Below are 21,310 nucleotides of genomic sequence, written 5' to 3' on the forward strand. Positions count from 1 at the left end.
GATTCCCCGCGGCCCGGGCCCTCGTACGCGCTCCGGCCTAGTACTCGGTGCGGCTGCCGAAGGTGCCCAGGCGCGAGCACGTGTCGTACGGGGCCGTCACCGGGCGCTCGCGCAGGATCTGCCGGGCCCGGTACTCGCCCAGGCTCATGGCGTACCAGGGGATGTCCCCGGCCCGGGACATCTCGTCGTTGATCCCACGCAGGGCGCAGGAGCGTTGGGGCTCGGGCAGCCGGTCCAGGGCGGGCACGGCGTCCGCCGACAGGGACTGGAAGTAGGCCAGGTCGATCTTCGCGTCCTTCTCGAAGCGGGCCACGTTGCGCTCGGCCACCATCCCGTCCGGGGACAGCAGGCCGAAGACCAGCACGGCGACCGCCGCACTGCCCGCGAACGCGCGGGGCAGCCAGCGCGCGCCGAACACCCCGGCCGCCATGATCAGTACGATGACCAGCCCGAGCCACAGCTCCATCGCCGCCACCGACACGCGCAGCCTGGTCAGCCCGTACGCGTCCACGTAGAGGTCCATGCGGCGCAGCGCGGCGGCGACCACGACCAGGGTCAGCGCGCACAGCACGCCCAGCACGACGCGGACGAACCGGCGGTCGCCCGCTCCGTCGCGCGGGGCCCAGCGCAGGGCGAGCGCGATCACGGCGAGGGTGAGCAGGGTGGCCCAGAGGAGCTGCCAGAAGCCCTGCCGGGCGTATTCGGCGTAGGTCTGGCCGGTGCTCTCCAGGACCTTGTCGTAGCCGCCGAACAGGACGGCCAGCTGGACGGCGTTGAAACCGGCGAAGAGCAGGTTGAGCACGACGAGCGGAAGCGCCCATTCGACCCGGGAGCGCGGCTTGCCCGGGGTCACCTTGATCCGGTCCCAGCGCAGCGGGGCCGCGGCGGTGCGGGCGGCGGCGAGCGCGAGGAGCGCGCCGAGGACGAACAGCAGGAACCGGATGGGCCCGTCCTCGACCGACACGTCGGGCATCAGGCCGCCGAGGAGATCGGCGAAGGCGGCGTCGGCGGAGGCGAACAGTGCGCCGAAGAGCACCAGCAGGACCACGGCCACCCCGCCCGCCTTGGCCACGGGGAGCCAGCGCTCCTTGCTGACCCCGCCGCGCGACCGCAGTCCGACCAGGGCCCAGGCCAGCCCGGACACGGCGGAGTCGAAGAATCCGAGCGGGCTGAGCAGGACGCCGGGCCAGGTGCGGCTGCCGTGCAGGGCCAGTGCGCCCAGCAGGACGGCCGACAGGATCGCGAGCGTCGACGGCCACGCGGAGTCGCGCAGCGCGGGTACGGCGAGCAGTGCCAGGCAGCCGATCGCCCAGACCACGGTCCACGGGCGGGCCGTACGGCGAGCCGAGCGGGCGGCGGCGTAGGCCGCGGCGACCGCGGGCACCACCGCGAGCAGGAGGCCGGGGCCCAGCCCGTCACCGAGGAGCAGTGCGGCGGCGAGACCGGCCACGAGGGCGGCGACGAGGGTCGCGGTCGGCACGGGCGCGGCCTCGGCGGGGCGCACCAGCGTGGACCACCCGGGCGAGCCGGCGGGGCGCGCGCCGGCCCTCGCCCCGGCGGCGTTGCGCTGCCACTGCTGCTGCGCCTGCCAGGCCTGCCACGCGGCGGCGTCCATGGGCGCCTGGGCGGCGGCCTCGGGCTTCGCGGCGGCCTCGGGCTTCGCGGCGGCCTCGGGCTCGGCAGTGGCCTCGGGCTTCGCAGCGGCCTGAGGCTGCTGCGCCTCGTCCGGCCCACCTGTGTTGTCTGACATCGGGTCCCCTCCCCTATCGGCCGCCCCGTCGTTCGGGTGGGGGCGGCGCAGCGACAGAGTAGGCCGGTGCGATGCAGTTTTGAACAGGCTCAAAATCGGTCTGTGGCAGGACCGTGACAATCGGAACGGACGATTTCGCCTCGGGCGGCCGACTCTCCGGACGCCCTTGGCCAGCCTTACGCGGCCGCCGCCTCCGGCAGCCAGGCCGGCAGGGCCTCCGTGCGCGCCAGCCACGCGGCCGGAAGCACCGCGTCCCCGCGCGCGCCCAGCACCCCGCCGACGATCGCGCAGGTCGTGTCGACGTCGCCGCCCACCTGTGCGGTCGTCCAGAACGCCCGCTCGTAGTCCTCCAGCGAACGCGCCGCCGACCACAGTGCGAAGGGCACCGTGTCGTGGGCGCTGGTGCGGCGCCCGCAGCCCAGGACCGCCGCGACCGTGGTCGCGTCGTCGTAGTCCAGCATGTCCCGCGCCCGCCGCAGCCCGGCCCCCACCGCGCTGCGCGGCACCAGTGCGATCACGCCGTCCAGCAGGTCGGCGGCCTGGGGCGGACGGTCCCCGGCCGCCGCCAGCGCGGCGGCCGCGGCGACGGCCATCGCCCCGCACACGGCCTCGCGGTGCTGGTGGGTGGTGTAGGCGGAGATCTCCGCCTGGTGCGTGGCCTGCTCGGGGTCGTCGGCGTACCAGGCGCCCAGCGGCGCGATGCGCATGGCGGCGCCGTTGCCCCAGGAACCCTGCCCGTTGAACAGCTCGGCGGCCAGGGTCCGCCAGTCCTCCCCGTTCCGCACCAGCCGCAGCATCCGGTTCACCGCGGGCCCGTAGCCCCGGTCGAAGTCGTGGTGGTGGGCGAAGGAGAGCGCGAGCGCATCCTGGTCGATGCGGCCGTGCTCGGCCAGGACGGCCACCACCGAGCAGGCCATCTCGGTGTCGTCGGTCCACTGCCAGGTCTGGGTGCCGGAGGGCAGTTCACGTCGCTTGAGGAGCGGGTAGTTGGCGGGGACGAAGTACTGGGAGCCCAGGGCGTCACCCAGCGCCAGCCCGCGGAGGCTGGACATGGCGCGTGCGTAGCGCCGTTCGGGAGTGGAATGAGGGGTCATCGCGGGCCACTCTAGCCGTCCAGGTCGTAGGGCTCGGGTGTGGTCCAGCGTTCAAATGGGCGGTCCAGCCGGTACCGGCCGTCCGGACCCAGCATGAGCACCCGGAATTCTCCGTTGCCGGGATTGGACAGGGCCTCGAACTCGGCCACCGACCAGTGGAACCAACGCATGCAGAACAGCCGCATCGTCAGCCCGTGCGTCACCAGGAGTACGTTCTCGGGGTGGTCCGGGGCCTCGAAGCTGCGATAGAGGCTCTCCAGGAAGGAGCCGACCCGGTCGTACACGTCGGCACCCGACTCGCCCTGCGCGAACCGGTAGAAGAAGTGCCCGTAGGCGTCCCGGTAGGCCTTCTGCAGCCGTACGTCGTCCCGGTCCTGCCAGTTCCCCCAGTCCTGCTCGCGCAGCCTGGGCTCCTCGCGCATCCGGACCCGCCTGGGGTCCAGGCGCAGCTCCCGGAAGGTCTGCAGGGTCCGGCGGTAGGGGGAGACGTAGGCGCTGATGGTCTCGTCGCCGAACAGCTCGCGCAGCCGCTCACCGACCGCCGCGGCCTGCTCGCGTCCCTTCGGGGTCAGCCGCAGGGCGTGGTCGGGCTCCCGCTCGTACACCGAGTCATCGGCGTTTCCCTCCGATTCCCCGTGCCGGACAAGGACGATGCGCCGTGGTCGAACCATCTCACGACCCTATTCGGCCATCGGCCGGACGGCCGACCGGGCACGCCGGTCCGCCTGGCGGTCGTCGTACGGTCATACCGTCCAGGAGGGTTCGAGGTCGACGACGTCCCCGGTGAGCGCCTCCACGTCGGCCTGGATCTGCGCCCGCAGGGAGAGCCGCTCGACGCGCTCCTGCCGGTACTTGCCGTGCTCGGCCGCGGCGTGCCACATCGACAGCACCAGGAACTCGCGGCCGGGCGCCTCCCCGAACAGCCCGCGGACCATGCCGGGCGACCCCGCCATGGCCGGATTCCACACCTTCTCCTGCATGAGCGCGAAGTGGTCGACCCGGCCCTCGCGGACCCGGGTGTGCGCGACCCGCACGACGTCGGCATCGGTGAAGCGGGGCTCGAAACCGGTCTTCACGTCGAAGCGGTGGTCGAAGAGCGTCACCCGCAGGTCGGTGTAGGTGCCGTTCTGAGCCGCGGCCAGCCGGTCGTGCGAGCGCGCCATGAAGGAGTCGTAGAAGGAGCGGCTCTCCCAGAACGCGAAGACGTGCGCGACCCCCTGCCGGCCCCGGCTCCAGCCGCCGCCCTGCCCCCGGAATCCCGGCTCGCCCGGCAGCCCCGCCCATTTTCGCTGTCCGCGCTCGAACCCGCGTCGGTCCGTCACCGTGCAGCGAATCCACTTGACCAGCACTGCGCCATCGTACGGGCCCGGCGCGGCCCCGGTCAGTCCCCGGTGCGGTGGATCCGCACCAGTTCCGCCGCATCCCGCTCGGGCGACCGAAGCCCGAACTCCCGGGCGAGCGGGACGAGCAGGGCCAGCCATTCACCCGGACCGGATTCGTCGAAACCGCGGGCCGCCGCGGCGGTAGGACGGCCACGGCAAAGGGGGCCGGCCTTTCGGCCGGCCCCCTCCGTGCGCTGCTGGTCAGCCGGCTACGCCGGACACTGCGACCGAGGCGAGCGCCTGGGCCTGTGTCAGCTGCAGCCGCTGGTGGAGCCGCAGCCCTCGCAGATGTAGCAGGAGCCGGCGCGCTGCATCTTCGTACCGCAGGAGAAGCAGAGCGGGGCGTCGGCGGAGACGCCGAGCTGCATCTCGACCAGTTCGGCGTTGCTGTGCGCCGTCTTCGGGGCCGGGACCGGGGTGGCCGGGGCGGCCGCGACCGGCTGCGGGGCCGACGGCACCGCGGCGAGCGGGGCCGACTGCGCCAGCGACTCGGTGTCCAGCTCGTCCTCGAGGGGCTCGTAGGAGCCGGTCTCCAGGTGGCGCTGGCGCTCCTCGGCGGTGTGGATGCCGAGGGCGGAGCGGGTCTCGAAGGGCAGGAAGTCCAGCGCCAGGCGGCGGAAGATGTAGTCGACGATCGACTGCGCCATCCGCACGTCCGGGTCGTCCGTCATGCCGGCCGGCTCGAAGCGCATGTTGGTGAACTTCGAGACGTAGGTCTCCAGCGGCACCCCGTACTGCAGGCCGACCGAGACGGCGATCGAGAAGGCGTCCATCATGCCCGCAAGGGTCGAGCCCTGCTTGGACATCTTCAGGAAGACCTCGCCCAGACCGTCGTCCGGGTAGGAGTTGGCGGTCATGTAGCCCTCGGCGCCACCTACCGTGAAGGAGGTGGTGATGCCCGGGCGGCCCTTGGGGAGGCGCTTGCGGACGGGGCGGTACTCGATGACCTTCTCGACGGCGGCGCGGATGGTCTCCTCCGTCTTGGCGGTGACCTCCTCCTTCTCCTCCTCCTTCTTCTTGGCGGAGAGGGGCTGGCCGACCTTGCAGTTGTCGCGGTAGATCGCGAGCGCCTTGACGCCCAGCTTCCAGGCCTCGAAGTAGATCTCCTCGATCTCCTCGACGGTCGCCGTCTCCGGCATGTTGACCGTCTTGGAGATCGCGCCGGAGATCCAGGGCTGGATCGCGGCCATCATGCGGACGTGGCCCATCGCGGAGATGGAACGCTCACCCATGGCGCAGTCGAACACCGAGTAGTGCTCGGGCTTCAGGCCCGGGGCGTCGACGACCACGCCGTGCTCGGCGATGTGGGAGACGATCGCCTCGATCTGCTCTTCCTGGTATCCCATGCGGCGCAGGGCCTGCGGGACGGTGCCGTTGACGATCTGCATCGAGCCGCCGCCGACGAGCTTCTTGAACTTGACCAGCGCCAGGTCCGGCTCGACACCGGTGGTGTCGCAGGACATCGCGAGACCGATGGTGCCGGTCGGCGCGAGGACGGAGGCCTGGGAGTTGCGGAAGCCGTTCTTCTCGCCGAGGCGCAGGACGTCCTGCCAGGCCTCGGTGGCCGCGGCCCAGATCGTCTTGTCCAGGTCCTCGGTGCGCGGCGCGACGGCGTTGGCGTCGGCGTGCTGCTTCATGACGCGCTTGTGCGACTCGGCGTTGCGGGCGTAGCCGTCGTACGGGCCGACGATCGCGGCCAGCTCGGCGGAGCGCTTGTACGCGGTACCGGTCATCAGCGAGGTGATCGAGGCGGCGAGGGTGCGGCCGCCGTCCGAGTCGTACGCGTGGCCGGTGGCCATCAGCAGGGCGCCGAGGTTGGCGTAGCCGATGCCCAGCTGGCGGAAGGCGCGGGTGTTCTCGCCGATCTTCTGCGTCGGGAAGTCCGCGAAGCAGATGGAGATGTCCATCGCGGTGATGACGAGCTCGACGACCTTGGAGAAGCGCTCGGCGTCGAAGGACTGGTTGCCCTTGCCGTCGTCGTTGAGGAACTTCATCAGGTTGAGCGAGGCGAGGTTGCAGGACGTGTTGTCCAGGTGCATGTACTCGCTGCACGGGTTGGACGCGGTGATGCGGCCGGACTCGGGGCAGGTGTGCCAGTTGTTGATCACACCGTCGTACTGGATGCCCGGGTCGGCGCAGGCCCACGCGGCCTCGGCGAGCTTGCGGAAGAGCGCCTTGGCGTCGACCTCCTCGATGACCTCACCGGTCATGCGGGCGCGCAGGCCGAACTTGGTGCCGTTCTCGACGGCCGTCATGAACTCGTCGTTCACGCGGACGGAGTTGTTGGCGTTCTGGTACTGGACGGACGTGATGTCGTCGCCGCCCAGGTCCATGTCGAAGCCCGCGTCGCGCAGGGCGCGGATCTTCTCCTCCTCCTTCACCTTGGTCTCGATGAAGGCCTCGACGTCCGGGTGGTCCACGTCCAGGACGACCATCTTGGCCGCGCGGCGGGTGGCGCCGCCCGACTTGATCGTTCCGGCGGACGCGTCGGCGCCGCGCATGAAGGAGACGGGCCCGGAGGCGTTGCCGCCGGAGGAGAGGAGCTCCTTGGAGGAGCGGATGCGGGAGAGGTTCAGGCCGGCGCCGGAGCCGCCCTTGAAGATCATTCCCTCTTCCTTGTACCAGTCGAGGATCGACTCCATGGAGTCGTCGACGGCCAGGATGAAGCAGGCGGAGACCTGCTGCGGCTGGGGGGTGCCGACGTTGAACCACACCGGGGAGTTGAAGCTGAAGATCTGGTGCAGGAGGGCGTAGGTCAGCTCGTGCTCGAAGATCTCCGCGTCGGCGGGCGACGCGAAGTAGTCGTAGTCCTCGCCGGCCTTCGTGTACGTCTTCACGATCCGGTCGATGAGCTGCTTCAGGCCGGTCTCGCGCTGCGGGGTGCCGACCGCGCCGCGGAAGTACTTGCTGGTGACGATGTTGACCGCGTTCACCGACCAGAAGTCGGGGAACTCGACGCCGCGCTGCTCGAAGTTGACCGAGCCGTCGCGCCAGTTGGTCATGACGACGTCACGGCGCTCCCAGCTCACCTCGTCGTAGGGGTGCACGCCGGGGGTGGTGTGGATGCGCTCGATACGCAGGCCGCCCTTGGCAGCCTTGGTTCCCTTGGCGCGGGAACCACGTGCCGAGCTGCTCGCCGTCTCTGTCATGCCAGGCCTCCCATATGCGGGCAAAAACGCCCTAAAGTGCCAGCGCTATTCCGCGGCACGGTGCTGTGATTCGGTTTCTACGCTTCTTCGCCTGACTGACCGGCCCGTGTCGCGCTGCGCATGCGGTGCGACGCGGGCCGTCCGGTCAGTCGGCGGCGGAGGCGGGCACGGGGACCGGAGCGGTCCCGCCGAGCTCGCGCTCATCAGGGTGAGGCCGCTGCTCGCGCAGTTCCACGATGGCGGTCTCGAAGTCTTCAAGGGTGTCGAACGCTTTGTAAACGGACGCGAAGCGCAGGTACGCGACCAGGTCGAGCTCCTGCAACGGGCCGAGTATGGCCAGACCCACGTCGTGGGTGGTCAGCTCGGCGCTCCCGGTGGCGCGCACCGCCTCCTCGACCCGCTGGCCGAGCTTGGCGAGGGCGTCCTCGGTGACCGGCCGCCCCTGGCACGCCTTGCGCACGCCGGAGATGACCTTGGTACGGCTGAAGGGTTCGGTCACCCCGCTGCGCTTGATCACCATCAGCGAGGCCGTCTCCACCGTCGTGAAGCGACGGGAGCAGTCGGGGCACTGACGGCGCCGGCGGATCGACGTGCCGTCGTCCGTGGTGCGGCTGTCGACGACGCGGCTGTCGGGGTGCCTGCAGAAGGGGCAGTGCATGGTTCCCTCACCCTCCCTCTTGGCACGACTGAATCACCTCACGGGGCCCCTGAACGACAGGGACGCGCTCTGCCGGGGGCTCGTGAAGCAGCCACCAGCATATGCGATCCCAGGAGCCTCAGCAGACCCGGGGACCACAAGTTCTGGGCGGCCGCGCTCATCCAACCACTAGATCTTGGGTTGTGGTGCATTTGCGGGGCCGCGCGTGTCGCGGCGTCCGATAGCCGGATACGAGGCCCGGCAGTGCCACACTGGACGCGGCCCCGGCCGGTCGCGATCCGACCGGGAAGGGTAGCGTAAGCGGCAGGCGCCGAGCCGAACCGGCGTTCGACGAACCGATCGTCCATACACTCCGCGATATGCCCACGCAGGGCGATCTGCGATTTTTCACTCGAACGTGTGTTTGGCGCAACCTTTCGAAAGCAACTACCGTTGTCCAGCTAGGGAGAACATTTCGAGAGGGGCCGCCGTGACCACGACCGCAGACAGTGCCGCCATCACTGCCCAGAACCGCTCCCAGAGCCGACTTGAGCCGGTGCATGCCATGAACGACGCACACCTGAATCCGGACGCGGAGCCCGTAGTACGCCCCGCACGCTCGCTGCCAGGTCGACCTCCAGGCATCCGCGCCGACAGCTCGGGGCTCACGGACCGGCAGCGGAGGGTCATCGAGGTCATCCGGGACTCCGTGCAGCGCCGGGGTTACCCGCCGTCGATGCGGGAGATCGGTCAGGCGGTCGGCCTGTCCAGCACGTCGTCGGTGGCGCACCAGCTGATGGCCCTGGAGCGCAAGGGCTTCCTGCGCCGTGACCCGCACCGCCCCCGCGCCTACGAGGTGCGCGGCTCGGACCAGCCGAGCTCGCAGCCCACGGACACCACCGGCAAGCCCGCCGCCTCCTACGTTCCCCTGGTCGGCCGGATCGCGGCCGGCGGTCCGATCCTCGCCGAGGAGTCGGTCGAGGACGTGTTCCCGCTCCCCCGCCAGCTCGTCGGGGACGGCGAGCTCTTCGTCCTCAAGGTCGTCGGGGACTCGATGATCGAGGCCGCCATCTGTGACGGCGACTGGGTCACCGTCCGTCGCCAGCCGGTCGCGGAGAACGGGGACATCGTCGCCGCGATGCTGGACGGCGAGGCCACCGTCAAGCGCTTCAAGCGCGAGGACGGCCACGTGTGGCTCCTCCCGCATAACGCCGCCTACCAGCCGATCCCCGGTGACGAGGCGACCATCCTCGGCAAGGTCGTCGCGGTACTGCGTCGGGTCTGACCCCGCCGCCTCCAGTCAACCCCCGGGATCCACTGCGCCGGTCCCGGGGGTTGTTGTGTGCCCGGGGCCGGTCGGGCCGCCGCCGGGCCTTCCCGTCGGCTACTTCCCGTCGGCCTGGGCCGTCGCGTCGATCGCGGCCAGGGAGCGACGGACCTGGTTGCGGTCCGTGGTGTACCAGAAGTCCGGCAGCGTGGCGCGCAGGAAACTCCCGTACCGGGCCGTCGCCAGCCGCGGGTCCAGGACCGCGACGACGCCCTTGTCGCCGGTGGCCCGCACGAGACGGCCCGCACCCTGGGCCATCAGGAGAGCGGCGTGCGTGGCCGCGACGGCCATGAAGCCGTTGCCGCCGTGCTCCTCCACCGACTTCTGCCGTGCGCTCATCAGCGGGTCGTCGGGGCGCGGGAACGGGATCCTGTCCATCACCACGAGCTGACAGCTGGGCCCGGGCACGTCCACGCCCTGCCAGAGCGAGAGCGTCCCGAACAGGCAGGTCTTCGGGTCGGCCGCGAACGCCTTGATCAGCTCACCCAGTGTCTCCTCGCCCTGGAGCAGGATCGGGTGGTCGAGCCGCCCGCGCAGCTCCTCGGCGGCCGCCTTGGCGCCGCGCATGGAGGAGAAGAGCCCCAGGGTGCGCCCGCCGGCCGCCTCGATCAGCTCGGCGAGCTCGTCCATCATGTCGCCGCGGGTCCCCTCGCGGCCCGGCGTGGCCAGGTGCTTGGCGACGTACAGGATGCCCTGCTTCGGGTAGTCGAAGGGCGAGCCGACGTCCAGGCCCCTCCAGACCGGTACGTCGTCCCCCTCGACCCCTTCGGGCGACAGGCCGAGCGAGGCCGCGACCCCGTTGAAGTCGCCGCCGAGCTTGAGGGTGGCCGAGGTCAGGACGACGGAGCGGTCCGCGAACAGCTTCTCCCGCAGCAGGCCGGACACGGACAGGGGGGCGACCCGGAGGGTGGCACCGAAGCGGTCGTGGCGCTCGTACCAGACGACGTCGAACTCGGATCCGTTCGTGATCCGCTCCGCCACCCCGTGGACGCCTTCCACCGCGGCCAGGGCCTGCTTGCGGACGGCGTCCTCGTCCTGGACGGATTTGTCGCGGGTCGAACCGATCGCCGAGATGACGTTGCGCGCGGCGTCGCGCAGCGCCATCAGTGCGTAGCCGAGGTCCTCGGGCACTTCTTCCAGGCGGCCCGGGAGCGCCAGCTCCATGACCCTCTCGAAGGACTCCGAGGCGGTCTGCAGGGCGTCGGCGGTCTTCTCGTCCACCAGCTTGGCCGCACGCTTCACGGCCCGGTTGACCTGCCCGGGGGTGAGCTCGCCGGTGGCGACCCCGGTCACCCGGGAGACCAGCTCGTGGGCCTCGTCCACGATCAGCACCTCGTGCTGGGGCAGCACCGGGGCGCCCTCGATGGCATCGATGGCCAGGAGCGCGTGGTTGGTGACGACCACGTCCGCGAGCTTGGCGCGCTCGCGGGCGGCCTCCGCGAAGCACTCGGCTCCGTACGCGCACTTCGTCGCGCCCAGGCACTCGCGGGAGGAGACGGAGATCTGCGACCAGGCCTTGTCCGAGACGCCCGGTGTCAGATCGTCGCGGTCGCCGGTCTCCGTCTCGTCGGCCCAGTCGCGCAGGCGCAGCAGGTCCTTGCCGAGCTTGCTGGTGGGGGTGGCCGCTTCGAACTGGTCGAAGAGGCCCTCCTCCTCGTCCTGCGGAGCACCCTCGTGCAGACGGTGCAGGCAGAGGTAGTTCGACCGGCCCTTGAGCATGGCGAACTGCGGGCGGCGGCGCAGCTGCGGATGCAGTGCGTCCACCGTCCGGGGCAGGTCGCGCTCGACGAGCTGGCGCTGGAGGGCGAGGGTCGCGGTGGCCACGACCACGCGCTCGCCGTGGGCGAGGGCCGGCACCAGGTAGCCGAGGGACTTGCCGGTGCCGGTGCCGGCCTGGATGAGCCGGTGGGAGCTGTCGTCGATCGCTTCGGCGACGGCTTCGGCCATGGCCACCTGGCCGGGGCGCTCCGTGCCGCCGACGGCGGAGACGGCGGCGTGCAGCAGGTCGGGGAGGGAGGGCTTCGTCATAGCACTGCCAACCCTACGGGGCGCCACCGACAGTGAGCACACCCCCGAGGATTCATGGCCGGTACAAGGGGTTGTGCACGGTGCCGTACTGCACCGCGTGAGGGCGGTCGGGACGATCGCGGTAGCCGTCCTCGTAGAGCCGGTTCCGGTTGAGGCAGAGCCGGCCGATGCGTTCTCCGAGCAGGTCGAAGAGCTCGTAGCGGTCCTTGAGCTCGGGGAAGCGGGCCTGGTGGCGCAGGATCTCGGCCCGCACGAGGGACCAGAAGTCGCCCTCCGGGACGCCGAGGCGGTCTTCGCACAGGGCCGCGAGGTAGCGGAAGACGCCGACGAACAGCCCGGAGTGGATGAACTGGGGCAGGAAGTCGGCGGGCTCGGTGAGCAGGACGGCCCGGACCTCGTCGGGCAGGGAGTCCAGCTCGGGCAGCGGCTCGTCGCTGATGTTGATGTCGTCCACGAAGTCCTTGACCGCGAGCCGGACCGGGACGTCGTGCTCGTCGAAGATCACGATGGCGTTCTCGCCGTGCGGGGAGAAGACGGTGCCGTAGCGGTAGAGGAAGTGCAGGAGCGGGGGCAGGAGCGCGGCGAAGAGCCGCTGCAGCCAGACGGCGGGCGCCAGCCCGGACCGCGCGACGAGCTCGGCGGTGAAGGACCGGCCGCGCGGATCGGTGTGGAGGAGCGAGGCGAGCGTACGGGCGCGTTCGCCGGGGGCGAGGAGGCCCGTGAGGGGCTCGCGCCAGATCGCGCCGAGGAGCTCCTTGTACTGGTACGGGACCTCGGGGAGCTCGTCGTAGACGGGGTGGCGGACGGTGACGGAGGCGACCTCGCCGAGCAGGACGACGCGGCATTCGTCGCGGAGGAAGGGGTCGGCGTCGCGCAGCGAGTGGATCCAGGCGGTGACGGCGGGCGCGGCGAGGGCGAGGTCGGAGGGCAGACCGCGCCAGACCATGGTGTTGAAGACGGAGAGCGGGAGCTTGACGCTGTGCCGGTCCGGGCGGCTGAGGTTGAGGAAGGTGCGGATGGACTGCTGGGGCAGCCGTTGGTCGGGGTCCGCGGGGAGCGGTACGAGCGCGCCGGAGGCGAGGGCGGGCGCGAAGAGGGGCAGGACCACCTCGTCCCACTGCCAGGGGTGCACCGGGAAGTAGAGGTAGCGCAGAGGATCGAGGCCGCGGTCGCGCAGGGCCTGGTCGAAGACGGTGCGGGTGACGGGGTCGAGCTCGGCGGAGTAGAGGCGGGCCGGATCCTCGAGGCCGCCGGTGCCGCGGTAGGCGGCGAGGGAGGTGTGGGCGGCGAGCCAGGGCAGGCGTTGGCGGGTGCGGGCCTCGGGGGCCCAGGCGGCGGTGTCGGAGGAAGACAGTCCGATACGGCCCTTGTTCAGGACGAGCCAGGGGTGGCCGCTCTGGTGGCCTTCCAGGGCCGCGTAGTCGAGGTCGGCGAGGACGTCGGCGGTGAGGGCGGTGTGCTCGATCCGGGCGTCGGCGGCGAGTGTGGCGCTGAGCTCGCGGACGAGGTGGCCGAGCGTGGGGCCGTCGAGGCCGAGGAGGGAGCGGGCGCGGATGAGGAAGGCGTACGGGTCGCCGAAGACGGTGGGACTGCCGAGGGCGGAGGGGCTGCCGAGGGCGGTTGGGCTGGCGGATGTGGCTGGGGAGGGCGGGGCGGCTGGGGGCAGCGGCGGCGTGAGGGTGATGGTGTCCGGGGCGACGTCCCAGCTGCCGTACGAGCGGCGGCGCGCCCGGAAGCCGAGACTGCTGCCGTCGTCCAGGGTCAGGGTCCAGGCGTCACCGGCGGCGGCCCGCGCGGGGGCGGGGCGGATGATCTCCTCGTAGGCGAACTCTTCCAGCATCTTGGCGAGCAGGCGGCGCGCGGCGCGGTCCCAGGTCGCCCGGGTGAGCTCGGGCGGTGTGCGGGGGTCCTGGGGTGACTGCGGCACGGCGGGTTCCGCCGAGTCGGGGGCGGTGGGGACGTTCGGCACGGGACTCCTCGAAGATCGGGAACTTTGCTGCGCGACGCAGAGTTTTCGAAGGGAGAGGTGCGAAGCGGCGACGACGGCAGGGCATGCGGGGCGGCACTCAGAGGAGATTGCGAAGCGCCCGCTCCCGGACCATCAGGGCGGCGCGCTTCTCGGGTAGGTCGATTTCCGCGTAACAGCGGAAGCCGGAGCTCAGGAAGGCTGATACGGAGGGGGTGTTGCGGATGTCCGGTTCCGCGATGACGCGTGTGCAGCGGGGGCGGTTGCCGAGGACCAGGTCGGCGACGGCTCGCAGCAGGGTCGTGCCCAGACCACGCCCCCGGTTCGTGCCGTCTCCGATGAGCAGGTGGATACCGGTGTCGTGGGGGCGCGCCGGGTAGTGCCGGGAAAGCGGGTCGAGGTCGGCCCGGTAGATCTCCCAGTAGCTCATCGGCGTGCCGTCGAGGAGGCCGAGACAGGGGATGCTGCGGCCGTCTCCGTCGAGCTGGGCGCGCAGGTGGGCGGCGGTGACGGCGGCGGGGCCGGCGAGCTCCCAATAGGCGGCCACCTCTGGATCGTTCATCCAGCGGGCGACGAGCTCCAGGTCGCGCTCCGGTCGCACCGGTTCGAGGCGGAAGGCTCCGGCGTGCGTGGGGACGCCGCCCCAGGTGGCCGGGGAGTCGAGCAGGTCCGCCTCGGCGAGCTGGGGCAACAGGTCGGCGTTGAGGCGTGTTTCGTCGGTGGAGCGCATCGGGGCTCTTCTCCGCGTCAGCTCCGACGCGTCAATGGTGAAGGGGGTTGGCGAGGGTGACGTAGACGGACTGGGTGTCGACGGGGCCGACCAGCTCGTCGAGACCGCCCAGGCGGGTGAGCAGGTTTGCCTTGCAGCGCAGGGTCGGTGAGTCGAGCAGCCGCGTGGGAAGCGGGCCGAGGTTCGCGGCCTTGGCGAGGAAGCGGCGGGAGGCGGCGAGGAGGACGCGTTCGTCGGCGAGGCGCTGGGATCCGAAGGCACCGATGAGCCCGAGCACGTTGTTGATGCCGAGGTAGTAGGCGAAGCGTTCGTCGGTGACGTCGTCGGAGACGAAGGTGTCGCTGTGTCGGCCGATACCGGGAAGCCGGCGCTCCAGCTCCGCGCGGCGGGATGCGCGGAAGTAGTACCCCTGGTTGTCGCGGTAGCGGCCGCCGATCGGCCAGCCGGCCGGGTCGAGGAGGACCAGGGTGTTCTGCTGGTGCGCTTCCAGGGCGATACCGGCGAGCGCGTCGAAGGCGAGGACCGGCAGGACCACGTGGTCGAGGTAGCGCAGGAACCACTCGGCGGCGACGGCGGACGTGGTGTGTCCGGTGGCGGCGGCGAGGCCGGAGACGATCTCGGCGAGGCGGGAGGTCATGGTGGTCCGGCCGGGCCATGGGCGGGGAGAGGTGAGCGCGGCGATGCAGACGGCGTCGTCGCCCGAGCGGAAGGGGTTGTGGCGCAGCAGGGCGTCGAGGCCGGGGACCGGGGTGCCGTCCGGGGCGTCCACGGCGACCCAGGCGGGGTCGCGGACGATGTCGAAGCCGGGGTGGGCCGTCTGCCACTGCTCGGCGAGACCGGTGCGGAGCAGCCGGTGCACCTCCACACCGCGGTGGAGTTCCTTGCGGAGGTTCTCCCGGCGGGAGTTGGTGATGCGCAGGCCCAGGGAGAGCTTGAGCATGGCGGGGGCGCCGGGTCGGTGGACGGTGCGAACGGAGGAGGTGGGGTACCAGGGCGCGCCGTACGGGCCCAGGTCGTGCAGGAGTCCGGCGTCACGCAGGGCGGTGACGGCAGGGCGCTGAAGCAGGTCGCTGGCCTGCCAGGGGTGCAGGGGAAGGGGGGTGGCGCCGTCGGGTACCGGCAGTCCGGGGGCGAGGCGGCCGAGGAGCTGTGCGGCGCAGACGGGGCGGCCGCGCTCGGTCCAGGCCGATTCGGTGGCGAGCGCGGCGGGTTCGACCGCGACCCAGTGCAGGGGGAAGGAGCCGTGGAGTTCGGGTGAGTAGAGGCGGACTTCGGTCTCGGAGAGTCCTTCGCGGCTCTTCGGGTCCGGTTGGAAGGGGTGACCGAGAAGGAGTGACTGTTCGGCGGTGAGGAAGAGGTCCCCGTCCACGGGGGCCGGGGCGGTGGGGCGTTCTCGGCGGTCGGCGATGAACTCGGTGGTACGGCGCACCGAGTCGGCGACCCGTCCGACGAGGTCGGCGTTGCCTTGGCCACCGCTCACGCCCTCGCGGGAGATGAGCGCGGCGAGGGTGACGGCGTCCAGGTCGGGTGCGGTGGCGGGTGCGCCTTCGAGCCGGGCCGGGCCGAAGCGGTGCCAGCCGGCGGGAGACCAGTGGCGGACTGCGACGCGCAGGGCGGTGCCGGAGGCGGGGAGCGGGATGCGCAGCGGGGCTCCGGCCGGGCCGTCGGGGCGGCCCAGTCCGGCTTCGCGGACCCAGCACCGCAGCAGGTTCTCCACCGCTGCCGCCTCGGCGGCGATGGCCGGGTCGGGGTGGTTCAGGAGGTCGGGCAGCGCGGCTGGAGCCGGTCGGGCGGGGCTCTTCCAGCCGGTCCGGGGTCTGGGGGTGCCGTCCTTCTGCCGCGGCACGGTGGCTGCCGCTTCAGCGCCGACGGCCGGGCCCTGCTGGAGCGGTGCGCCGAGCGCGCTCGCCGCGGCCGGTGGCGGCGGCTCCGGCATGGCCGCGGCGGGCTGGGTCGGCGTGCCGGAGCGCGGCTCGGTAGCCGGATCCGCAGCGGCGCCGTGCGCTTCGCGGGCACCGGCTGCCGAGGTCGGCGCCCGCCCGGGAGCCGGGTCCGCTGCGGCGCCGTGCGCATCGCGGGCAGCGGCTGCCGACGCGGGGGCGCGCCCGGGGTCCCCGGCGCGAGGGGTGTCGCCGCGCGGCGTGCCCGGGGGCGCGGCCGGTGACGGCGTGGCCGGGCTCGGGGCCTGCCACGCGAGGGCGGGCGCGGACGCGGTGGCCAGCGGGGGTGACGGCTGCCCCGGGGCAGGGGCCTGTGTGGCGGCACGCGGAGGCGTCGGCTGCCCGGCCGAGTCGGGGACGGGATCCGGCTGCGCCGATGCCTGCGGCCCGGCGGGGGCCGGCGCGGGCTCCGGGCGCGCCGATGCCTGCGGCCCGGCGGGGGCCGGCGCGGGCTCCGGGTGCGCCGATGCCTGCGGCCGGGCGGGGTCCGGCGCGGACTGCGGGTGCGCCGATGCCTGCGGCCGGGCGGAGTCCGGCGCGGGCTCCGGGTGCGCCGATGCCTGTGGCCGGGCGGGGTCCGGCGCGGGCTCCGGGTGCGCCGATGCCTGTGGCCGGGCGGGGGCCGGCGCGGGCTGCGGGTGCGTCGGTGGCTGGGGCGGGGTGGGGGCCGGCGCGGGCTCCGGGTGCGCCGATGCCTGTGGCCGGGCGGGGGCCGGCGCGGGCTGCGGGTGCGCCGGTGGCAGGGGCGGGGTGGGGGCCGGCGTTGGCGGGGGTGCGGCCGGAGGGTTCGGAAGGGGGGTGGGGGTGGACTGGTGCGGGTCTGACATCGCGGGTCCTCGGGGTGGCGGGTCAGTGGGTCCGGGCGGCGGCGGCCGGGATGGCGTCGGCCAGGCGGTCGAGGACCGCCGCGGCCTGCTCGTCGGTCAGGGTCAGCGGGGGGAGCAGGCGCACGACGGCGCCGTGGCGTCCGCCGAGTTCGACGATCAGACCTCGGTCCAGGCACTCCTGGCGGACGGCCGTGGCGAGGGCCGGTGCGGCGGCCCCGGTGTCGGGATCGACGAGTTCGACGCCGAGCATCAGGCCCCGCCCCCGAACCTCGCCCATGCAGGGATGGTGGGAGGCCAGGTCCCGCAGGGCCGTCAGCATCCGCTCACCCAGGGTCGCGGCGCGCTCGGCGAGCCGGTTCTCGCGCACGAAGGCGAGCGTCGCGGTGCCGGCGGCCATGGCCAGTTGGTTGCCGCGGAAGGTACCCGCGTGTGCCCCCGGGCCCCAGACGTCCAGGCCCGACCGGTACACGATCACCGCGAGCGGCAGACTGCCGCCGATCGCCTTGGACAGCACCATGACGTCGGGCACCACCCCCGCGTGGTCGACCCCCCAGAAGGCGCCGGTCCGGCCCACCCCGGTCTGCACCTCGTCGGCGATCAGCGGGATCCCCCGCGCCGCGGTGATCTCCCGCATCCGGCGCAGCCAGGCGTCCGGGGCGGGGATGACCCCGCCCTCGCCCTGCACGGGTTCGACGATCATGGCAGCGGGGGCGGGTACCCCGCCCTTGGGATCGTCCAGCAGGTTCTGCGTCCAGCGCGCGGCCAATTCGGCGCCCTCGGGTCCCCCGACGCCGAACGGGCAGCGCAGCTCCTGCGGGTACGGCAGCCGGGTCACCCGTACGTCCGGGGCGCCCCCCGAGGCGCCCAGGGCCCCGGCGGTCATCCCGTGGTAGGCCCCGGTGAAGGCCAGCAGCCCGCGGCGCCCGGTCGCGGTGCGGACCAGGGTGAGGGCGGCCTCCACGGCGTCCGTGCCGGCCGGCCCGCAGAACTGGATGCGCGCGTCGTCGGCCAGCGCGGGCGGCAGGTTGGCGAACAGCTCGGTGGTGAAGGCGTCCTTGACCGGGGTCGCCAGGTCCAGCACGTGCAGCGGCGCCCCCGAGTCCAGTACGCCGCGGATGGCTTCGAGCACCACCGGGTGGTTGTGCCCCAGGGCGAGGGTGCCGGCGCCGGAGAGGCAGTCGAGGTAGCGGCGCCCGTCGGCTCCCTCGATGGTCAACCCGCGGGCCCGTACCGGGACGATGGGCAGGGAGCGCGCGTACGTCCGCGCGGCGGACTCCCGTTGGGACTGCCTGCGCAGGATCCCGTCGGCGCCACCGCCGCCGGGACCTGGTACCCGGTCTGCCTGCGGCGGTACGTGTGGCGGGGTCTGTGTCGCGGCCGCCGCCGCGGCCGGCTCGGTCAAAGCCACGAGTGTCGGTCCTCCCGCACTGATTGCTCTTCCGGATCGCGTCTCGAACACGAACGCTGCCCCCCGTCCCCCGTACGTACCAACGACGGTGACGGCGACGGATCACGGGTGGGCCCAAGATCCTTGCCCCGTAAGGGCCGGGAGCGAGGAACCGCGGCCCCGGCCTGTGTCGTCCTGGGCGGCAGCGGCATAGTGGGGGGCTGCACTCCACGCCTTGACACCACCAGGGGGACGAACGACATGCGACCGATCCGACCGGTCACCGCGATCCTGTGCGCGGCCGCGCTCGCGCTGACCGCAGCGGCCTGCGGCCCCGGCGACGGGGAGGCCGGCGGCGACGCCAAGCCGACCGTGGCGGCGACCAGTCCGGGCACGGACGGGATCAAGATCCCGGACCAGCTCAGGGACAAGCTCAAGGCCCACGGCATCGACCTGGAGAAGTGGAAGGGGGGTGCGTGGAAGAACTGGAAGAAGGAGGACTGGCTGCGCGAGGCGGGCGACTACATCAACCCGATCATCGAGGACCTGTGGGACCCGGACCGCATGCGTGACGCCGAGCAGCCGCAGCGCCCGGCCGTCGACCCGGACGCGGGCAAGGACCAGGGCGCCTCCGACCCGACCCCGGCGCCGGTGACGGCCAAGGCGGCGAACCCGCCCTACCACCAGAGCGTGCCCGAGTCCGGCAAGGTCTTCTTCGACGGCCCCGAGGGGTCGATGGTCTGTTCGGCGACCGTGGTCAAGGACCCGGCGCACCCCGGCAAGTCCAACATGGTCTGGACGGCCGGCCACTGCGTGCACGCGGGCAAGTCCGGCGGCTGGTACCGCAACATCGCCTTCGTCCCGTCCTACAACAACGCGGGCAAGCCGTCGGCGCAGCTCAAGGGCGCGCCCCGCGAGCAGGTGGCTCCGTACGGCGTCTGGTGGAGCGACTGGGCGCAGACCTCCGACCAGTGGATCGCGACGGGCGGTCCGACCGGCGGCGCGGGTGCCCCGTACGACTTCGCCGTGCTGCACGTGACGCCTGAGAAGGGCAGCGGGAAGTCCCTGGAGGAGACGGTCGGTTCGGCGCTTCCGGTGGAGTTCGCCGCTCCGGCCGCGGCGAAGGTCGCGAGCATCACGGCGACGGGCTACCCGGCCGCGGCTCCGTTCGACGGCCAGAAGGCCTTCCAGTGCACGGACAAGCCGGGCCGTCTGTCCCTGAATGCGACCGACCCGGCGATGTACCGCATCGGCTGCACCATGACCGGCGGTTCCTCCGGTGGCGGCTGGGTCGCGGCGGGCGCCGACGGCAAGCCGGCGCTGGTGTCGAACACCTCGATCGGCCCGGCCAAGGCGGGCTGGCTGGCCGGGCCCCGGCTGGGTCCGGAGGCGAAGGGCGTCTTCGACGCCGTCAGCCGCAAGTTCAAGTAGCCGCGGAGCCGGAACGGCAAACAGGCAGGCAGTACTGACGACGACCGAGGCCCCCTGCGCAGCGCAGGGGGCCTCGGTTCGTCACCGCTGGGTCGAGCTCAGCGCTTGGCGAGTGCGTACGGAGCGAGGTCCGCCGCCAGCTCTTGGTGGACCCGCGCCTTGAGCAGGGTGCCGTCCGGGGTGTGCTCCTCGGAGATCACCTCGCCCTCGGCATGCGCCTTGGCCACTAGCGAGCCCCGCGTGTACGGGACCATGGCCTCCACCTCGACCTCGGGCCGCGGCAGCTCGGAGTCGATGAGTGCGAGGAGTTCCTCGATGCCCTGGCCCGTCCGCGCCGAGACGGCGATGGAGCGCCGCTCGATCCGCAGCAGCCGCTGCAGGACGAGCGGATCCGCGGCGTCCGCCTTGTTGATCACCACGATCTCCGGCACGTTCACCGCACCGACCTCGCGGATCACCTCGCGCACCGCCGCCAGCTGCTCCTCCGGCGCGGGGTGCGAGCCGTCCACGATGTGCAGGATGAGGTCGGAGTCCCCGACCTCCTCCATCGTGGAGCGGAACGCCTCGACCAGGTGGTGGGGCAGGTGTCGGACGAAGCCGACCGTGTCGGCCAGGGTGTAGACCCGGCCGCTCGGCGTCTCGGCCCGGCGCACGGTCGGGTCGAGGGTGGCGAACAGCGCGTTCTCCACCAGCACGCCCGCGCCCGTGAGGCGGTTGAGCAGCGAGGACTTGCCGGCGTTGGTGTAACCGGCGATGGCGACCGAGGGCACCTTGTTGCGGCGCCGTTCCTGCCGCTTGATGTCACGGCCGGTCTTCATCTCCGCGATCTCCCGGCGCATCTTCGCCATCTTCTCGCGGATCCGTCGCCGGTCCGTCTCGATCTTGGTCTCACCGGGGCCTCGGGTGGCCATGCCGCCACCGCCGCCGCCACCCATCTGACGGGACAGCGAGGCACCCCAGCCTCGCAGGCGCGGCAGCATGTACTGCATCTGCGCGAGCGCGACCTGCGCCTTGCCCTCTCGGGACTTGGCGTGCTGGGCGAAGATGTCGAGGATGAGGGCGGTGCGGTCGACCACCTTGACCTTGACGACGTCTTCGAGGGCGATGAGCTGGCCGGGGCTGAGCTCTCCGTCGCACACGACGGTGTCCGCGCCGCTCTCCATGACGATGTCACGCAGCTCGCGCGCCTTGCCCGAGCCGATGAACGTGGCCGGGTCGGGCTTGTCGCGGCGCTGGATCACACCGTCGAGCACGAGGGCGCCCGCCGTCTCGGCGAGGGCGGCGAGCTCCGCGAGGGAGTTCTCCGCGTCGGTCACCGTGCCCGAGGTCCAGACACCGACGAGCACGACCCGCTCCAGGCGCAGCTGGCGGTACTCGACCTCGGTGACGTCTTCGAGCTCGGTGGAGAGGCCGGCCACGCGGCGCAGGGCCGCGCGCTCCGAGCGTTCGAACTGCTCGCCGTCCCGGTCTCCGTCGATCTCGTGGCTCCAGGCGACGTCCTCTTCCATCAGGGCATCGGCCCGAAGGCTCTCGGTGAAGCTCTGCGCGTCGCGCACGTCCTGGGGGTCCTGTGCGTCCCGCGCGTCCTGGGAAGGGGAAGAAGAGGAGGTCATTGGATCCTTACGTCGATTCGAATAGCAGTGTCACGTTGACTGTCCTGTC

At 72.3% G+C, this 21,310-nt stretch carries 14 protein-coding genes; 2 read left to right on the top strand and 12 right to left on the bottom strand.

Annotated features, from left to right (window positions below; translation table 11 throughout):
* Positions 1–37: 37 nt before the first annotated feature.
* From AC07DU_RS24050 to nrdR, 6 genes are all read right to left on the bottom strand, one after another.
* Complete coding sequence (locus AC07DU_RS24050) at positions 38–1,750, bottom strand: DUF4153 domain-containing protein (protein ID WP_479113497.1); 1,713 nt, start codon at positions 1,748–1,750, stop codon at positions 38–40.
* Between the two features lie 176 nt (positions 1,751–1,926).
* On the bottom strand, positions 1,927–2,844 hold the full coding sequence (locus AC07DU_RS24055) for an ADP-ribosylglycohydrolase family protein (RefSeq protein ID WP_360892496.1): 918 nt from the start codon (positions 2,842–2,844) through the stop codon (positions 1,927–1,929).
* Between the two features lie 11 nt (positions 2,845–2,855).
* Complete coding sequence (locus AC07DU_RS24060) at positions 2,856–3,515, bottom strand: histidine phosphatase family protein (RefSeq protein WP_453371883.1); 660 nt, start codon at positions 3,513–3,515, stop codon at positions 2,856–2,858.
* 72 nt (positions 3,516–3,587) lie between these two features.
* A complete protein-coding gene (locus tag AC07DU_RS24065; RefSeq protein ID WP_030709623.1) occupies positions 3,588–4,193 on the bottom strand; it encodes a YdbC family protein in 606 nt (201 codons plus the stop codon).
* Positions 4,194–4,477: 284 nt separating this feature from the next.
* On the bottom strand, positions 4,478–7,375 hold the full coding sequence (locus tag AC07DU_RS24070) for a vitamin B12-dependent ribonucleotide reductase (protein WP_453371884.1): 2,898 nt from the start codon (positions 7,373–7,375) through the stop codon (positions 4,478–4,480).
* A gap of 145 nt (positions 7,376–7,520) precedes the next feature.
* Positions 7,521–8,033, bottom strand: coding sequence for a transcriptional regulator NrdR (gene nrdR, locus AC07DU_RS24075; protein ID WP_360892504.1), 513 nt, complete (start codon positions 8,031–8,033; stop codon positions 7,521–7,523).
* 469 nt (positions 8,034–8,502) lie between these two features.
* Here nrdR and lexA point away from each other — a divergent pair, with 469 nt between their 5' ends.
* A complete protein-coding gene (lexA, locus tag AC07DU_RS24080) occupies positions 8,503–9,297 on the top strand; it encodes a transcriptional repressor LexA (RefSeq protein ID WP_360892508.1) in 795 nt (264 codons plus the stop codon).
* Positions 9,298–9,396: 99 nt separating this feature from the next.
* On the opposite strand, the gene AC07DU_RS24085 is transcribed toward lexA, so the two are convergent.
* From AC07DU_RS24085 to AC07DU_RS24105, 5 genes are all read right to left on the bottom strand, one after another.
* The gene (locus AC07DU_RS24085) at positions 9,397–11,367 is read right to left on the bottom strand and encodes an ATP-dependent DNA helicase (protein ID WP_479032424.1); all 1,971 of its coding nucleotides are present in this window, start codon (positions 11,365–11,367) and stop codon (positions 9,397–9,399) included.
* 52 nt (positions 11,368–11,419) lie between these two features.
* Positions 11,420–13,336: an IucA/IucC family protein gene (locus AC07DU_RS24090; RefSeq protein WP_479113500.1), complete on the bottom strand. Its 1,917-nt coding sequence runs from the start codon at positions 13,334–13,336 to the stop codon at positions 11,420–11,422.
* Between the two features lie 97 nt (positions 13,337–13,433).
* Positions 13,434–14,063, bottom strand: a complete 630-nt coding sequence (locus AC07DU_RS24095) for a GNAT family N-acetyltransferase (protein ID WP_479113502.1) — start codon at positions 14,061–14,063, stop codon at positions 13,434–13,436.
* 31 nt (positions 14,064–14,094) lie between these two features.
* Positions 14,095–15,999: an IucA/IucC family protein gene (locus tag AC07DU_RS24100; protein WP_479113504.1), complete on the bottom strand. Its 1,905-nt coding sequence runs from the start codon at positions 15,997–15,999 to the stop codon at positions 14,095–14,097.
* An 853-nt stretch (positions 16,000–16,852) separates the two neighbouring features.
* On the bottom strand, positions 16,853–18,238 hold the full coding sequence (locus AC07DU_RS24105; RefSeq protein ID WP_479113506.1) for a diaminobutyrate--2-oxoglutarate transaminase family protein: 1,386 nt from the start codon (positions 18,236–18,238) through the stop codon (positions 16,853–16,855).
* A gap of 240 nt (positions 18,239–18,478) precedes the next feature.
* On the opposite strand from AC07DU_RS24105, the gene AC07DU_RS24110 reads away from it, so the two are divergent.
* Positions 18,479–19,648, top strand: coding sequence for a trypsin-like serine peptidase (locus AC07DU_RS24110; RefSeq protein WP_479032439.1), 1,170 nt, complete (start codon positions 18,479–18,481; stop codon positions 19,646–19,648).
* Positions 19,649–19,746: 98 nt separating this feature from the next.
* On the opposite strand, the gene hflX is transcribed toward AC07DU_RS24110, so the two are convergent.
* The gene (hflX, locus tag AC07DU_RS24115) at positions 19,747–21,261 is read right to left on the bottom strand and encodes a GTPase HflX (RefSeq protein WP_479113508.1); all 1,515 of its coding nucleotides are present in this window, start codon (positions 21,259–21,261) and stop codon (positions 19,747–19,749) included.
* Positions 21,262–21,310: the final 49 nt, after the last annotated feature.

The organism is Streptomyces sp. NPDC045695 (genome assembly GCF_056432025.1).

What these genes read in the sequence shown, in the direction of transcription:
- AC07DU_RS24095 (WP_479113502.1), bottom strand. Translation starts at nt 14,063, where the DNA reads ATGCGCTCCACCGACGAAACACGCCTCAACGCCGACCTGTTGCCCCAG.
- hflX (WP_479113508.1), bottom strand. Translation starts at nt 21,261, where the DNA reads ATGACCTCCTCTTCTTCCCCTTCCCAGGACGCGCGGGACGCACAGGAC.
- AC07DU_RS24070 (WP_453371884.1), bottom strand. Translation starts at nt 7,375, where the DNA reads ATGACAGAGACGGCGAGCAGCTCGGCACGTGGTTCCCGCGCCAAGGGA.
- AC07DU_RS24050 (WP_479113497.1), bottom strand. Translation starts at nt 1,750, where the DNA reads ATGTCAGACAACACAGGTGGGCCGGACGAGGCGCAGCAGCCTCAGGCC.
- AC07DU_RS24055 (WP_360892496.1), bottom strand. Translation starts at nt 2,844, where the DNA reads ATGACCCCTCATTCCACTCCCGAACGGCGCTACGCACGCGCCATGTCC.
- AC07DU_RS24085 (WP_479032424.1), bottom strand. Translation starts at nt 11,367, where the DNA reads ATGACGAAGCCCTCCCTCCCCGACCTGCTGCACGCCGCCGTCTCCGCC.
- AC07DU_RS24100 (WP_479113504.1), bottom strand. Translation starts at nt 15,999, where the DNA reads ATGCCGGAGCCGCCGCCACCGGCCGCGGCGAGCGCGCTCGGCGCACCG.
- AC07DU_RS24110 (WP_479032439.1), top strand. Translation starts at nt 18,479, where the DNA reads ATGCGACCGATCCGACCGGTCACCGCGATCCTGTGCGCGGCCGCGCTC.
- AC07DU_RS24060 (WP_453371883.1), bottom strand. Translation starts at nt 3,515, where the DNA reads ATGGTTCGACCACGGCGCATCGTCCTTGTCCGGCACGGGGAATCGGAG.
- nrdR (WP_360892504.1), bottom strand. Translation starts at nt 8,033, where the DNA reads ATGCACTGCCCCTTCTGCAGGCACCCCGACAGCCGCGTCGTCGACAGC.